Annotated in this window: 13 protein-coding genes; 7 read left to right on the top strand and 6 right to left on the bottom strand. The window is 70.8% G+C overall.

Features of this window, described 5'->3' with window-relative positions; genetic code table 11:
- Positions 1–33: 33 nt before the first annotated feature.
- Complete coding sequence (locus AB0E90_RS03985) at positions 34–3,522, top strand: hypothetical protein (protein WP_360398717.1); 3,489 nt, start codon at positions 34–36, stop codon at positions 3,520–3,522.
- Positions 3,523–3,731: 209 nt separating this feature from the next.
- Entirely contained in the window at positions 3,732–4,331 is a 600-nt protein-coding gene (locus AB0E90_RS03980; protein WP_360398714.1) for a LysE family transporter, read from the top strand.
- Between the two features lie 93 nt (positions 4,332–4,424).
- Here AB0E90_RS03980 and AB0E90_RS03975 read toward each other — a convergent pair whose 3' ends face one another.
- Positions 4,425–5,105 carry a DNA alkylation repair protein gene (locus tag AB0E90_RS03975; RefSeq protein WP_360398712.1) on the bottom strand — a complete coding sequence of 227 codons (681 nt, stop codon included), beginning with the start codon at positions 5,103–5,105 and terminating at the stop codon, positions 4,425–4,427.
- 33 nt (positions 5,106–5,138) lie between these two features.
- On the opposite strand from AB0E90_RS03975, the gene AB0E90_RS03970 reads away from it, so the two are divergent.
- Positions 5,139–5,771 carry an acVLRF1 family peptidyl-tRNA hydrolase gene (locus AB0E90_RS03970; RefSeq protein WP_360398710.1) on the top strand — a complete coding sequence of 211 codons (633 nt, stop codon included), beginning with the start codon at positions 5,139–5,141 and terminating at the stop codon, positions 5,769–5,771.
- Here the strand turns inward: AB0E90_RS03970 and AB0E90_RS03965 are convergent.
- Positions 5,768–6,709, bottom strand: a complete 942-nt coding sequence (locus AB0E90_RS03965; RefSeq protein WP_360398708.1) for a neutral zinc metallopeptidase — start codon at positions 6,707–6,709, stop codon at positions 5,768–5,770. The two genes, AB0E90_RS03970 and AB0E90_RS03965, sit on opposite strands and share 4 nt — an antisense overlap.
- Before the next feature lie 211 nt (positions 6,710–6,920).
- Between AB0E90_RS03965 and AB0E90_RS03960 the strand changes: the two genes are divergently transcribed.
- From AB0E90_RS03960 to AB0E90_RS03945, 4 genes are all read left to right on the top strand, one after another.
- Positions 6,921–8,525: an ABC-F family ATP-binding cassette domain-containing protein gene (locus AB0E90_RS03960; protein WP_360398706.1), complete on the top strand. Its 1,605-nt coding sequence runs from the start codon at positions 6,921–6,923 to the stop codon at positions 8,523–8,525.
- A gap of 438 nt (positions 8,526–8,963) precedes the next feature.
- Positions 8,964–9,191, top strand: a complete 228-nt coding sequence (locus AB0E90_RS03955; protein ID WP_014441759.1) for a helix-turn-helix domain-containing protein — start codon at positions 8,964–8,966, stop codon at positions 9,189–9,191.
- A complete protein-coding gene (locus tag AB0E90_RS03950) occupies positions 9,188–9,988 on the top strand; it encodes an enoyl-CoA hydratase/isomerase family protein (protein ID WP_360398704.1) in 801 nt (266 codons plus the stop codon). Before AB0E90_RS03955 ends, AB0E90_RS03950 begins: the two co-directional genes overlap by 4 nt.
- A 104-nt stretch (positions 9,989–10,092) precedes the next feature.
- Positions 10,093–12,015: an ABC transporter ATP-binding protein gene (locus AB0E90_RS03945; protein WP_360399456.1), complete on the top strand. Its 1,923-nt coding sequence runs from the start codon at positions 10,093–10,095 to the stop codon at positions 12,013–12,015.
- A 138-nt stretch (positions 12,016–12,153) separates the two neighbouring features.
- Here AB0E90_RS03945 and AB0E90_RS03940 read toward each other — a convergent pair whose 3' ends face one another.
- The 4 genes from AB0E90_RS03940 to AB0E90_RS03925 form a co-directional block, all read right to left on the bottom strand.
- The gene (locus AB0E90_RS03940; protein ID WP_360398702.1) at positions 12,154–12,711 is read right to left on the bottom strand and encodes a TIGR03086 family metal-binding protein; all 558 of its coding nucleotides are present in this window, start codon (positions 12,709–12,711) and stop codon (positions 12,154–12,156) included.
- 48 nt (positions 12,712–12,759) lie between these two features.
- The gene (mug, locus tag AB0E90_RS03935) at positions 12,760–13,278 is read right to left on the bottom strand and encodes a G/U mismatch-specific DNA glycosylase (RefSeq protein ID WP_360398700.1); all 519 of its coding nucleotides are present in this window, start codon (positions 13,276–13,278) and stop codon (positions 12,760–12,762) included.
- A 106-nt stretch (positions 13,279–13,384) separates the two neighbouring features.
- Complete coding sequence (locus AB0E90_RS03930) at positions 13,385–14,146, bottom strand: SDR family oxidoreductase (protein ID WP_360398698.1); 762 nt, start codon at positions 14,144–14,146, stop codon at positions 13,385–13,387.
- A 58-nt stretch (positions 14,147–14,204) separates the two neighbouring features.
- Complete coding sequence (locus AB0E90_RS03925) at positions 14,205–14,951, bottom strand: helix-turn-helix transcriptional regulator (protein WP_360398696.1); 747 nt, start codon at positions 14,949–14,951, stop codon at positions 14,205–14,207.
- Positions 14,952–14,974: the final 23 nt, after the last annotated feature.

The following is a 14,974-nucleotide window of genomic DNA, read 5'->3' as shown; positions in this document are numbered from 1 at the left end:
CGGGGGTGGGGTCGGGTCGCAACAATCGGTGGCGTGGCGAAAACGATCAGTTATGCCGATGCGGTCCGGATCCTGGGTGGCGGCCCTGAGTCGGCGGTCTTCCAGCGGCTCAACACGATCACCGGCGGCGTGCTGGCGGGCGCTGCCGTCGCCGTGCCGCAACTGCTCGCGATGCTCGATCTGCGGGCCGAGCTCGCCCGGCTCTCGACGGAGCTGGTCGGCAAGGCGTCGCGGGCGATGGCCGGGTCGGCGCGGCGGGACCGCACCGAGCGGCTCGCGGCCGCGCACACCGTGGTGGTCGTCGCCGCCTACTTCGATGCCATCTCCGACGTCGACCTCGACTGGGCCAGGCTCACCCGCGACGACCAGTTGCGGCTGGCCGGCGGCGCGGACGGCGCTCGCGACCTGACCTCGGCGGCGCTGCGATCGGGGCTCGCGCTGCCGGAACCGCACGTGCCGCACGAGCGCTATCTGGCCGACCTCGAGGCCTTCTATGCGGGGCTTTCCGAGGCGCTTTTCCGATTTCTGAGCGGGCTCGCGCCCTTCGACTTCCTCAGCGACGGCGAGCGCAACGTCCTCTACGGGGAGATCACCGCCGGCGGCCGGCGGGCCCGGCAGAGGTACGAGGAGATGCTGCTCAACCTCATGGCCGACTGCCCGGACATGGCACTGTGGATCGACCGCCGCCACCAGATCGCCGTGGAGGAGCGCCTCGACGTGTTCGAGCCGTCGCTGCGCGAACTCGAGCGGCTGCTGCGGGCGGTGGCGAGCGCGGCCACGACCGACGGGGTGCCGGACGCGCTGCGACGGGCACATGCGGCCCTGCTGCAGCACCGCATCGTCGAATCGGCCGATCTGCCCGACGGCCTCGACGTGCCGACGCTGGATCGCGCCTACATCCCGCCCGCTTTCCAGATCGTCGAGCGTTCCGGCACCCGATCGCCGGCCGACGAGGCCACCTGGCTCGGCGTCGAGGTGCGGCACGACATCGACCGCTTCCTGGCCGGCTATCTCGGCTCCCCGCGAGCGCTGCGCGCGCCCCTGCTCGTGCTCGGGCAGCCCGGGGCGGGCAAGTCGGTGCTAACCCGCATTCTCGCCGCGCGGCTGTCCGAGACCCGGTTTCTGCCGATCCGGGTTCCGCTGCGCGACGTGGACAGCTCGGTGCTCCTGCAACGGCAGATCGAGCAGGCGATCCTGGCCGCCACCACCGAGGAGGTCAGCTGGTCGCAACTGGCCCGCAGCAGCGAGGCCCTGCCGATCGTCATCTTCGACGGCTTCGACGAGTTGCTGCAGGCCGGCGGCGTCAGCCAGACCGATTTTCTGCAGAAGGTCGCCGACTTCCAGCAGCGGGAGCAGGAGCAGGGCCGGGCCGCCGCGGTGATCGTGACCAGCCGGATCAGCGTCTCCGACCGGGCCGCGCTGCCACCGGAGACTCTGCTGCTGCGTCTCCAGCCGTTCGACGAGCCGCGCATCCGCTCCTGGGTGAGCGCCTGGAACGAGATGAACACCGCCGGCCTGGCCGCGCGCGGATGCGCGCCGCTCGATCCCGACGCCGTCCTCGCTCACCCCGACCTGGCCGGCCAGCCACTGTTGCTGCTCATGCTGGCTCTTTACGACAGCGACGCGAACGCGCTGCGCGGCCGCGGCCGGCTGACCACCGGCGAGCTCTACGAACAGCTCCTGCTCGGCTTCGCCCGGCGCGAGCTGGCCAAGGAACACCCCCACCTGCACCCGTCCGCGCTGGAGCAGCTCGCGGAGCGGGAACTGAGCCGCCTGGCGGTGGTGGCGTTCGCGATCCTCAACCGGTCGGCGCAGTTCGTCACGGAGGAGGCGGCGGCCCAGGACCTCAAGGTCACCTTGGGGGAGCCCTCGGCCGGGCCGGGCGCCGGCGCGCTCTCGCCATCCGAGCTGATCTTCGGCCGGTTCTTCTTCATCCATCGGGCTCAGGCGGTCCGGAACGGCACGACCCGGCGGACCTATGAGTTCCTGCACGCCACCTTCGCCGAGTACCTGGTGGCCCGATTCACCTGGCGGCTGCTGCAGGAGACCGTGGCCCGGGAGGCCGTGACCCTCGCGGTGCGGCCGATGACCGGCAACAGCCTGCTGGCCGACCTGCTCTCGGTGGCGTCACTGACCGCGCGCGCGCCGGTGGTGCAGTTCCTCGCCGGGATGGCCGACCGGCTGCCCGCTCACGAGCGGGAGACCTGGACCGGGGTGGTGGTCCGGATGTTCCGGCAGTGCGACCGGGAGGGCGCCTGGCCGGCCTCCGGCTACCAACCGGTGCCGGGAAAGAACGTGGCCTCGAAGTTCGCGGCCTACACCGCCAACCTCACCCTGCTCGCCGTGCTGACCTCGGGCGGCCTTCGTTTCGGTGAGCTGATCGAATTACCGGCGGATGCCGCCGATGACGCGTTCTGGCATTGGCACAACTACACCATGCTCTGGCACGGGCAGCTCAGCGCGGATGACTGGGGCGCCCTGGTCACCACGCTGGCGATCGAGCGGTGTTTCGGACCGGCCAGCCGCGACGTCCGCCTCACCCTCGATGACGGAACCCCGCAGCCACCCCAGGTGGACAGTTTCTTCATGTTCGCGGTTCCCGGGAGCGAGCTGTTCGGCAACCGCGACGGGAACGCCGGCCCGATGACGGCCATCCTCGACGGCTTCGAGCTCGACAATCGGCGCCGGCGGGCGCAGTTTCAGTGCTGCATGAGCGTGGACGTCATCCGGCACCTGGCCGACCCGCTGCTGGATTCCCGGCTGAGCACCGCCGCCAGGTCCTTCTACCAGCAGGGACACGACGCGTTCCCGTCGGCGGCGCATGCCCTGCTCGCGGTGTGGCTGCTGCCGGTGTCCGAGGTGGACCCGGCCGGGGCTTACCTTCGGTGCCTGAACATCGCCGCCGAATTCCCCTACTGGGACGGGACGCTCCGGGGCGAGTACGCGAACCAGCTTCTCGCCGCGCTGATGTCGGATCACGACGCTCCGCTGCCGGCGGCCCACCACATTCTCTTCCGGTTCGCGACGGAGGCGGTCGGGTCCACCGAGATGTGGCTGCGTACGGCCGGTGCCGTGCTGAGCCGCGCCGACCGGGCGGACCCGCACACCACTCAGATCGCCGAGCTGGTGCTGCGCTTCGTGCAGGCCGCTCCGGTCACCTCCGATCCGCCCGGGCTGCTGGCCGCGGTCCTCCGGGCGGTGGTTCTGCTGCAGCGTCCGCGCCGCGGGCCCGACGTGGTCGGCAAGCTCAACCGCATCCGCAGCCAGGCCTCGCCGGACGAGATCCGCGGCGAGCTCGAGTCGTTCCGGGTGCTGCTCGCCGGGCTGCGTGGCGGCACCGACCGGTGGCGGGCCGATCTGCACACCGCGTTCGACGAGTTCAGCTGGCTGGCCGCCGGCTCCGAGCAGCTGCGCTCCGCCCTGGTCGCGCTCGCCGCCATGCCGGATGTGATCTCCGACGTCGAGGCCGCGCTCACCCACGTCGACGAGCGCATCGCCACCTGGCTCGCCGACAACCCGTAAAGCCGACAACCCGTAAAGCCGACAACCCGTAAAGCCGACAACCCGTAAAGCCGACAAGCCGTAAATCAGTGGCTGCCGGCGACGGGCAGAGCCGATGATGGCCGCGTGACCACGCTGCTGACGCCTCACCGAGTCTCTGTCGCCGCGGCCGATCGGGCCGTCCGACAGCAGACTCGTCTCACCGGAGGGGCCGTCGACCAGCAGCTGTCGTGAGCGCGCCGTTCCTGGCCGGCGTCGTCGCCGGTTACGGCGTCGCCGTGCCGGTGGGCGCCATCGGCGTCCTCATCGCCGGCCTCTCCGCCCGCACGAGTCTGCGGGTGGGCGCGGCGGCGGGCCTGGGCGCGGCCGCCGCCGACGGCATCTACGCCACCATCGCGGTGCTCGGCGGCGCGGCCGCGGCGGCCCTGATCGCGACGATCGCCACCCCGCTGCGCTGGCTGGCGGCGGCCGTCCTGCTGGTCCTGGCCGCGGTCACGGCGCAGGGCGCCTTCCGCCCGCCGAGCCGGGCGCGCCAGGAGCGACCGGCCACGCCGGCCCGGGCGTTCACCGGGATCCTGGCCCTGACCCTGCTCAACCCGGCCACCGTCATCTATTTCGCCGCGCTGGTGCTGGGCGGGGCCGGCGAGGGCGGCGGCGTCCGGTTCGTCGCCGGCGCCTTCCTGGCCTCGGCGAGCTGGCAGTTGCTGCTGGCCGGCGGCGGCACCCTGATCGGCCGCGTGCTGACCGGCGACCGCGGCCGCCTGATCACCGCCCTGGTCTCCAGCGCGGTCATCGCCATCCTGGCGATCCGCCTCCTGACCAGCTCATAGCGCCGCCGCACCCGAGCACCGCGTCGCCCCGGCACCGGCCGCCGGCCGTGCCATCGGCAAGTGCGAAGAGGCGGGCGGAGGTGGCCGGCGCGATCAAAGGTGCTTCGCAGCCTCCCGGATCGACAGCGGCGACAGCTGGGTGCGGTGCGCGTCGAGGAAGGCGCGCACCGCGGCCGGGTCGGTCCGGGCGAACTGCCGGAGGGCCCAGCCGATCGCCTTGCGCACGAAGAAGTCGGGGTGTGCGGCCTGGCGCCGGCAATATCCGAAGAGGCGGTCGGTGTCGGTCGACGTGCCGTAGTTCAGTTGGTGCAAGATCGCGGTGCGGACCAGCCACATGTTGTCGTCGGCCGACCAGGCGTCCATCACCTCGGTCAGCAGCGGATGCCGGCGGACCAGATCGCCGACGAACCGGGTGGCGAGTGGGTCGACCGTGTCCCACCACGACTTCGTGACGATCAGCTCGCGGGCCACCGGCAGGAACTCGGCATCGGCGTCCGGCTGGTGTTTTCGCAGGTAGTCGACGGCAGCGTATTGGAACTCGCGCTCCGGGCGCGCCCAGCACGCCCGCGCGAACTCTCGCAGGTCCTCGGCCGACGGCCGGGGGAGACCGGCGAAGGCCGAGCGCTCGACGGCGCGCAGGGCCGGCGCCGGCAAGCCGGCGAAGGAGAACTGATCACGCATGTACGCCGCCATCGCCGCCGCCCGCACCGGATCGCGTTCCGCCGCGAAGTCGTTGTCGAGCCGCGCCAGCAGGGTGGATGCCAAGTCCGTCACGCCCGGAGATCCTGCCACCGTAGTCTGACAAGAATGGGTGAGCGGGCGGCTGCGGGCGGCGGAAAATGGGTGGACGTCGCACCCGAGCGACTGCCACGGTGGCTGGAGAACTTCGCGACCCGTCATGGGACGTACACCGAAGAGGGTTTGACCTTGATCGCGGCGGACGGCGCGACGGCCGCGTGGGAGACACCGCCCGGCGCCGGCCCGGCGCAGACGATGGCCGAGCTGATCCGCCTGGCGCAGCAACCGCGGCGCCTGGGCCTGCTCCTTGCCCGCAAGGGCGCCGTGGCGGCCGGCATCGCCGAGGGCGCCGAGTTGATCGTGTCCAAGGTGGACAGGAATTACGTGCAGGGCCGCACCGCGGCGGGTGGCTGGTCGCAGCAGCGTTTCGCGCGCCGCCGCGACAATCAGGCAAAAGCGGCGGCTGCCGACGGCGCCGGCATTGCGGGGCGCATTCTGCTTCCGGGTGTACGCGACATGGCCGCGCTCGTCACCGGCGGCGACCGTTCCGCGGTGGAAGCGGTTCTCGGGCCGCCCCAGCTGAAATCGCTGCTCGACCTGCGGGCCGATCGGTTCCTGGATGTGCCGGAGCCCCGGCACGCGGTGCTGGTGTCCGCGATCGCCGGGGCCCGGGCGGTGTCGGTGCTGGTGCGCGAGCCTTAGTCGCCCTCGACGACCGCGCCGCTGGCGAACGTGTCGCAGGACTTCACCGGGTCGCCGGAGTCGAAGCCCGCCTTGAACCACTTCTGCCGGTCGGCGGAGGTGCCGTGGGTGAACTCGGCCGGGTTGACGCTGCCGCCGCTCTGCTTCTGGAGGGTGTCGTCGCCGATCTGCTTGGCGGTGTCGAGACCTTCCTGGATGTCCGAGTCGGTGATGCTCTTGAAGATCGGCTGGCCGCCCTTCGACTTGGTCTCGGTGGCATGGTTGGCCCAGACGCCGGCGTAGCAGTCGGCCTGCAGCTCGAGCTTGACCGACAGCAGATTCTTCGCGGCGTCGCCGTTCGCGCTCTCCTGCAGCTTGCGCATCTTGGCCTCGGTGCCGACCAGGTCCTGGATGTGGTGTCCGTACTCGTGCGCGAGAACGTACGGCTGGGCGAACTCGCCCGGCGCGCCCAGCTGCTTCGCGAGCAGCTGGTAGAAGGTGAGGTCGATGTACACCCGGTCGTCTTCGGGGCAGTAGAACGGGCCGACGCCGGAGTCGGCGGCGCCGCAGCCGGTGCTCACCCGGTTGGAGAAGAGCACGGTCTTGGCCGGCGAGTACTCCTTGTTGAAGTACTTCGGTTCGGCGTCGGTCCAGAACGCCTGGATCGAGTTGACGAACAGCACGTTGCGGCAGTCGAGCTTGGTGCGCGCGGTGCTCTTGTCCGAGCACTCCTGCTGGATGTTGGTGTTGTCGCCGGAATTGCTGCTAGTGCTGCCTCCGCCGAGCTGATTGACCCCGAAGTAACCGCCGACCAGGGCGAGGACGACGGTGATGATGATGCCGATGAGGCCGCCGCCACCGGGGATGGGCAGGCCGCCGAAGCCACCGCCTCCGCCGCCGGAGCCACGCTGGTCCTCGACCTGACTGGTGTCGACGTCGGCGTTCTCGTTGAGTTCCATCTCATCCTCACAGAGGCCAATACGGCACGGGTGCCGAGCGGATACCCGTTGATCTTGATAACTAATCGATTGGGAGGTCGCAGCGGCTGCCCGGTAGTATGGCGGAGTGCTGCTCTGCGAAGGCTGACCCGCCCCGCGCCGACCATCGACATGGCCGGCGCTGATTTGTGTCCGGAGCCAGCCCTTCTATCTTCCCGAGAGCGAGCCATTGATGATCACCGCCACCGGACTCGAACTGCGCGCCGGCAGCCGGATCCTGCTGTCCCCGGTCACCCTGCGGGTGCAGCCCGGCGACCGGATCGGCCTGGTCGGCCGCAACGGCGCCGGCAAGACGACCACGCTGAAGGTGCTGGCCGGCGAGGGCACTCCGCACGCCGGGACCGTCGAGCGCACCAGTGAGATCGGCTACCTCCCGCAGGACCCGCGCACCGGCGACCTCAACGTCACCGGCCGCGACCGGGTGCTGTCCGCCCGTGGGCTCGACACGATCCTCGCCGAGATGCAGAAGCTCGAGGTCGAGCTCGAGGAGAGCTCCGAGGACAAGCTGATCCAGAGGTACGGGCAGCTCGAGGACCGTTTCTCCGCCCTGGGCGGTTACGGCGCCGAGGCCGAGGCGGCCCGGATCTGCGCGAACCTGGGCCTGCCCGACCGGGCCCTGGCCCAGACGATCGGCACCCTGTCCGGCGGTCAGCGCCGCCGGATCGAGCTGGCCCGCATCCTGTTCGCCAACTCCGGGCAGAACGGCAAGGGCATCCTGCTGCTCGACGAGCCGACCAACCACCTCGACCAGGACTCCATCGCCTGGCTGCGCGGCTACATGGCCCAGCACAAGGGCGGCCTCATCGTGATCAGCCACGACGTCGAGCTGCTCGACGCCGCGGTCAACAAGGTCTGGTATCTCGACGCCAACCGCTCGGTCGTCGACATGTACAACATGGGCTGGAAGACCTACCTCGAAGCCCGCGAGACCGACGAGCGCCGCCGCCGCCGCGAGCGGGCGAACGCCGAGAAGAAGGCCGGCGCCCTGATGGCGCAGGCCGACAAGATGCGGGCCAAGGCCACCAAGACGATCGCCGCGCAGAACATGGCCCGCCGCGCCGAGAGGCTGCTCGGCGGGCTGGAGGAGGTCCGGACCTCGGACAAGGTGGCGAAGGTCCGATTCCCGGCACCGGCTCCGTGCGGCAAGACCCCGCTCACCGCGAGCGAGCTGTCGAAGTCGTACGGATCGCTGGAGATCTTCACCGACGTCAGCGTGGCGGTCGACCGCGGCTCCCGGGTCGCGATCCTCGGGCTGAATGGCGCCGGCAAGACGACCCTGCTGCGTATGCTCGGCGGCCTCCTCAAGCCGGACACCGGCGAGGTTCGCGCGGGGCACGGGCTGCGGCTGGGCTATTACGCGCAGGAGCACGAAACTCTCGACGTGGACCGGACGATCCTGGAGCACATGCGCAGCGCCGGGTCCGAGCAGACCGACACCGAGCTGCGCAAGATCCTCGGGGCGTTCCTCTTTTCGGGTGACGACGTCGACAAGCCCGCCGGGGTGCTCTCCGGTGGCGAGAAGACCCGCCTGGCCCTGGCGACGCTGGTCTGTTCGGGCGCGAACGTGCTGCTGCTCGACGAGCCCACCAACAACCTCGACCCGATCAGCCGCGAGCAGGTGCTGGACGCGATCGCCAACTATCCGGGCGCGATCGTGCTGGTCACGCACGATGCGGGCGCCGTGCAGGCGCTGAAGCCGGACCGCGCGATCCTGCTGCCGGACGGCGACGAGGACGCGTGGAGCGACGATCTGCTGGAGCTCGTCGAGCTGGCCTGACACCCGTTCGGGCGCGGTGCGGACCGATCGTCAGTTGTCAACTGGTGCCCACACAGACAGTGCGACGTTCGGGCGTTTGCGGTCAGGCCGGGCATCGGCTCGGGCACGGCCAAGTTGGCACAACCAACCCGACGCCGGTACGTGTTCGGCGCATCGACGGTGCGTCATGTCCCACGCGTCGATGTCCTCGATCAAGTGTTTTCGCAGGTGATCGATGGTCTTGGCGGAGCCGCCCCGGCTACCTACCGAGCGGTCGGAATTGCACTCTGCCTAACGTCAGTTAACTGTCTGACATTGATGCCGATGGTCAGGGTCAAGTTCCTGACAGTGATAAATGGGCACGTTGGCTAAGCCAGGATGCCTAGCGCATGATCGTTGGAGGCGGTCTAATAGGTGGGACCGTATCGAACCGCACAGTCTGGGACGTGAGGATTCAACATGGCAGCCACGGGCACAGCCACCAGCACCGAGAAGGGTCGCCGAATCGTCGGCTCCGAGCGGCAGTCACTAGCGAAGGATCTGGTCAAGCGTTACACCTCTGGCGAGAGCATTCGTGCACTCGCGGCTTCGACCGGCCGTTCCTACGGATTCGTTCACCGTGTTCTTACCGAGTCCGGCGTTCAGCTTCGCCAGCGTGGCGGCGCTCGTCGGCGCAAGAAGGCGTGACGACCGACAACGCCGAGCCCGGCACCGCACTTCCCGCCGACGAGGCGGGTGTTCGCCTCGACCTGGACGGGCCGGTCGCAACGGTGACGTTGTGCCGGCCCGAGGTGCTCAATGCGCAGACGCCGGCGATGTGGGCAGAGCTTGCGAACATTTCCCGGAAATTACCGGGAGACGTGCGAGTCGTCATTGTCCGGGGCGAGGGACGCGCGTTTTCCGCAGGGCTCGATCTGTCGGTCGCGCGAGGCGACGGCGATTCTTCACTGGCTCGACTCGCGCACCTATCACCGCAGGAGAGCGCGGATCGCATTGCCGGCTTCCAGAGTGCCTTCACCTGGTTGCGTAACCCGTCGATCGTGACGATCGCAGCCGTACACGGACATGCGATCGGCGCCGGATTCCAGCTCGCGCTGAACTGCGACATGCGAATCCTGGCCGACAACGCGAAGTTCTCGATGGCCGAGGTGACCTTGGGCCTCGTACCCGATCTCGGCGGCACCAAACGTCTCGCCGAGCTGGTCGGGCCGTCGAGGGCACTGGAGATCTGCCTGACCGGCCGGCGCATCCCCGCCGACGAGGCCGACCGGATCGGTCTGGCCACCGCGGTGGTCCCCGCCGCGGAATTGTCCGGCGCGGTCGCCGACCTGGCCGCGGCGGTCGTCTCCGCCGACCCGGGCGCGGTCGCCGAGATCAAAGCCCTGCTCGCGGGCGCGTCCCAGCGGTCGTACCCGGAGCAGGACCGGGCCGAGCGGGAAGCCCAAACCCGCCGCGTACGGGACCTGCTGGGCTCGGGCGAGTAAGGACCGGAACGGAATACATTCCTCACCTCCCGGGTTCTTGTCGTACCCGCGGTGCAGACTGTTGCCTGCCCGTCGAACGACGACCCGGGAGGTGACGGATGAGCATGTCGAGCTGGAACATGCTGCGTTCGATCCAGAACTCGGACCGGGTTGCCCAGCATCAGCTCACCCGCGGCACCACCCGGCGGATCCTGCGCTTCGCCCGGCCGTACCGGCGCGACATCGTGGTCTTCCTGTTCACCGTCGTGCTCGACGCCGTGATCGGGGTTGCCACCCCGCTGCTGGCCGGCCATGTGGTCAACGCGATCACCGGCGGCGCCGCCGGGGCCGCGGCCCTCATCGTCAAGCTCGCCCTGGCCATCGCCGGGCTCGCCGTCATCGACGCGTTCCTGTCTCTGGCCCAGCGGTGGTACTCGGCTCGGATCGGCGAGGGTATCATCCTCGACCTGCGCACCCGGGTGTACGACCATGTGCAGCGCATGCCGTTGCAGTTCTTCACCCGCACCCAGACCGGCGCCCTGGTCAGCCGGCTCAACAACGACGTGACCGGCGCGCAGCGGGCCTTCACCTCGACCCTCTCCGGCGTGGTCAGCAACGTCATTCAGCTGGTGCTCACCGCGGCCGTCATGTTCAGCCTGTCCTGGCAGATCACCACGCTGTCGCTGCTGCTGCTCCCGCTGTTCATCATCCCGGCCCGGCGGGTCGGCAAGAAGCTCGCCGAGATCACCCGCGAGTCCTACAACCTCGACGCCCAGATGAACGCGACGATGACCGAGCGGTTCAACGTCTCCGGCGCCCTGCTGGTCAAGCTGTTCGGCCGGCCCGACGCGGAGGCCGCCCGGTTCGGCGAGCGGGCCACCCGGGTCCGCGACATCGGCGTGCAGCAGGCGATGTTCTCGCGCACCTTCTTCGTGGCGATGCTGCTGGTCGCGTCGCTGGCCCAGGCCCTCACCTACGGCCTCGGCGGCTGGCTCGCGGTCACCGGCAGCGTCACCGCCGGCACCGTCGTCACGCTGGCCCTGCTGCTGACCCGGCTCTACGGGCCGCTCACCGCGCTCAGCAACGTGCGGGTCGACGTGATGAGCGCGCTGGTCTCGTTCGACCGGGTCTTCGAGGTGCTCGACCTGCGGCCGGCCATCGAGGAGAAACCCGGCGCGGTCGACGTGCCGGCCGGGTCGGGCCGCGTCGAGTTCCGCGACGTGCACTTCCGCTACCCGAGCGCCGCCGAGGTCTCGCTGGCCACCCTCGAGGACGTGACCACCCTCGACCGCACCGAGAACGCCCCGGTGCTCAAGGGCGTCGACTTCACCGTCGAGCCCGGGCAGCTGGTGGCGCTGGTCGGTCCGTCCGGCGCCGGCAAGTCGACCACGTCGATGCTGCTGTCGCGGGTCTACGACGTCACCGAGGGCGCCGTCCTGATCGGCGGGGTCGACGTGCGCGAGGCCTCGCTCGCGTCCCTGCGCGACACCATCGGCGTCGTCACCCAGGATTCCCATCTGTTCCACGAGACCATCGCGGAAAACCTGCGGTATGCGAAACCCGGCGCGACCGATGAGGAGCTGTGGGCGGCCCTGCGCGCTGCCCAGGTCGGCGGCCTGGTGGCGAGCCTGCCCGACGGCCTCGACACGGTGGTGGGGGAGCGGGGCTACCGCTTCTCCGGCGGTGAGAAGCAGCGCATCGCGATCGCCCGGCTGCTGCTCAAGCACCCGTCGATCGTGATTCTCGACGAGGCGACCGCCCACCTCGACAGCGAGTCCGAGGCGGCCGTGCAGCGGGCGCTCACGGCCGCGCTGGAGGGCCGCACCGCGCTGGTCATCGCGCACCGGCTCTCCACGGTCCGCGACGCCGACCTGATCCTGGTGCTCGACGACGGCCGCGTCGTCGAACGAGGCCGCCACGACGACCTGGTCGCCGCCGGCGGCCTCTATGCCGAGCTCTACCGAACCCAGTTCGCGGTGGCGTCCGCACCGCTGGCCCCCGACGTCGAGGTGGTCCCGGTCCCGACCACCCGCGAGGTCGCCCCGTAACCAGCCGCGCGCCGGGCTGGCCGCGCGCCGGGCTGGCCGCGCGCCGGGCTGGCCGCGTGGGCGGGGTGGCCGCGTGGGCGGGGTGGCCGCGTGGGCGGGGTGGCCGCGTGGGCGGGGTGGCCGCGTGGGCGGGGTGGATCAGTCTGGCTTGCGGCCGGTCAGGGCCAGTAGGCGGGTGAAGTCGTCGGCGTCTGGCGGGAAGGCGGTCATGGCGGCGAAGACGCCCATTTCGCGGGCTTTGGGGGCCATCTGCTCGGCCAGCGGCCGGAGGCTGGCCACCGCTGCGTCGTCGGGGCGGTAGGGCTGGCCGGTGCCCTGGGCGAGGTCCCAGCCGTGCACGGTCAGGTCGAGCAGTGCCATGCCGCCCACGACCTGCTGCGGGAAGCCCATGCCGGGGGAGTTACCCTCGTGCGCGGCCGGGTCGGACCATGCCTCGATGAGCGTCCGCGTCTCGATGGCGAACCGCTCCCGCCAGTCGGCCCGGACGAAGTCGGGCGCCGAGGAGAAGTCGGGGGCGCCCTTCGTGGCGAGGACCTGGAAGTTGGTCACGACCTGGAAGAGGTGGTTCACCAGGTCGCTCACGTTGAAGTCGGTGCACGGTGTCGCGTCGAACAGCTGCTTGTCGTCGATGCCCTGAACCACCGGAACGGTCCGCTCGGCGGCCGCAGCCAGCAACTCGCTGATCCTGGTCGTCATGACCAGCCACCGTAGCGGAGGCAGCCGCGACCCTCCCCAAAGGACGAGTTATTCGGTGGCGGCTCGTAGGGCGGCGAACTCGGTGGCCAGGTCGTCCAGCTGGAAGTGTGCGTTCAGGCCGCTCGGGTTGGGCAGCACCCAGACCGGCACGCCGCCGATTGACTCCGGCTGGGGGCCGATTGCCGCCTTTCGCCGGCCGAACGCGGTCCGGTAGGCGGTCACGCCGAGTACGGCCAGGTAGCGGGGGCGCCAGTGGGTCGCCAGCGCGGCCAGGATCTCGCCGCCCGCGATCAGCTCGGCGGGGGTGAGCTCGTCGGCTCGGGCGGATGCGCGGGCCACCACGTTGGTGATGCCCAGGCCCATCGCGGGCAGCTCGAACTGCTCGGACGGGTGCAGCTGCCGCGGGGTGAAGCCGGAGCGGTGCAGAGCCGGCCAGAAGCGGTTGCCGGGGCGGGCGAAATGATGGCCGGTCGCGGCCGAGTACAGGCTCGGGTTGATGCCCGAGAACAGCACCCGCAGATCGGGCCCGACCAGGTCAGGGATGGTGTGCCCACCCGCGGCCGCCACCTCGGCCGGGGTAGGCCGCCGAAAATCGGCTGCGGGCTGGGCCGGCGTCGGGCGGAGGCGGGCGGACGCTGCGCGGCGGGGCGAAGGCCGCGCCGGCTGGGGGTGGTCAGAGGGCACGCAGGGAGCCGCCGTCGACGGGGACGGTGATGCCGGTCAGGTAGCCGGCGGCGGGGGAGAGCAGGAACGCGGCTACCCGGCCGAAGTCGGCTGGGTCGCCCAGGCGGCCCAGGGGGACCTCGGCGGTGGCCTTCGCCTCGGCGGCGGCGGGGTCGTCGGTGGCGGCGAACATTTCGCGGTTGCGGTCGGTGAGCAGGCGGCCGGGCAGCAGGCTGAGCACCCGCACGCCGCGCGGCCCGAACTCGTCGGCCATGTCCTTGGCTGCCATGGCGAGGCCGGGGCGCAGACCGTTGGACAGGCCGAGGCCGGTCAGTGGTGACTTCGCCGAGGTGGAGAGCACCAGGCCGATGGCGCCGCCGTCGGGCATCGCGGCCGCGAACGTGCGGGCCGCCCGGATCGAGCCGAGGAAGACGGTCTCGAACGCGGCCCGCCACTGGTCGTCGGAGATCGACGCGACCGTGCCGCGTTCCGGGCCGCCCACCGAGACGAGGCCGCCGTCGAGGCGGCCCCATCGGGACGTGGCCAGGTCGACCAGGGCGGCCGGCGTGCCGGCGTCGGTCAGGTCGGCGACGACGCCCTCGGCGCGGTCGGCGCCGCCGAGCCGTTCCACCGCCAGGCCGACGCCCTCCACCGAGCGGGACGAGATCACCACCCGGGCGCCCTCGGCGACGAGCACCTCCGCGGTGGCGAAGCCGAGCCCGCGGGAGGCTCCGGTGAGGATGAAGACGCGACCGTCCAGCCCGAGATCCATGGTGATGATCCTGCCACCTCAGAGAGAACGCAGCCGACTCAGAGAGAACGCAGCCGACTCAGAGAGAACGCAGCCGGGCAGCGGTGGACTCGTCGGCGGGCAGGAACGACTCGACGGCCAGCTCCGACAGGGTGACGTCCAGCGGCGTACCCAGAATGGAGGTGACGCTGAAGAAGGACAGGTCGTCGATGCGCAGGGGGACGACCAGGCCGGTGGGCCGGGTGGCGCTCGCGCCGCCGGGATAGCCGGCGAGCTCGGTGTGCAGTTCCCGCAGCACCGGATCGGCCAGGTGGGTGGCCTGCTCGTCGAGCCGGTGCAGCAGGTGGGTGCGCCACTCGGCGAGGTTGCGGATGCGTGGCGCCAGGCCGCCGGGGTGCAGCGACAGGCGCAGCACGTTGACCGGGGGTTCCAGCAGCTCGGCGGCGCACCCGGCGGTCAGTGAGAGAACCGCCTCGTTCGCGTCGATCATCGTCCAGTGCCGGTCGACCAGCAGCGCCGGCGCGGGCGCGTGCGCGGCGAGCACGTCACGCAGCGACGACAGGACCGCCGCGAGCGGCGGCCCGTCCAGCGCGGACTCCGGGTGGGCCGGTGCGTAACCGCCGGCCAGGAGCAGCTCGTTCTGCTGCCGCAGCGGTACGCCGAGCCGGTCGGACAACCGCAGGATCATCTCCGGCGTGGGCCGCGACCGGCCGGTCTCCACGAACGACAGGTGTCGCGCCGACACCCCCGCCTCGGCCGAGAGCTCGAGCTGGCTCATCCGCCGGGTCGTCCGCCATTCGCGCAGAAGCTGTCCCACGTCCGCCATGACCGCAGCGTAAGCCTTACCTC

The sequence above is a fragment of the Actinoplanes sp. NPDC026619 genome (assembly GCF_040638295.1).
Lineage (GTDB): Bacteria > Actinomycetota > Actinomycetes > Mycobacteriales > Micromonosporaceae > Actinoplanes.
The sequence above is the reverse complement of the archived record's forward strand: the minus strand, read 5'-3'. Positions and strand labels throughout refer to the sequence as shown.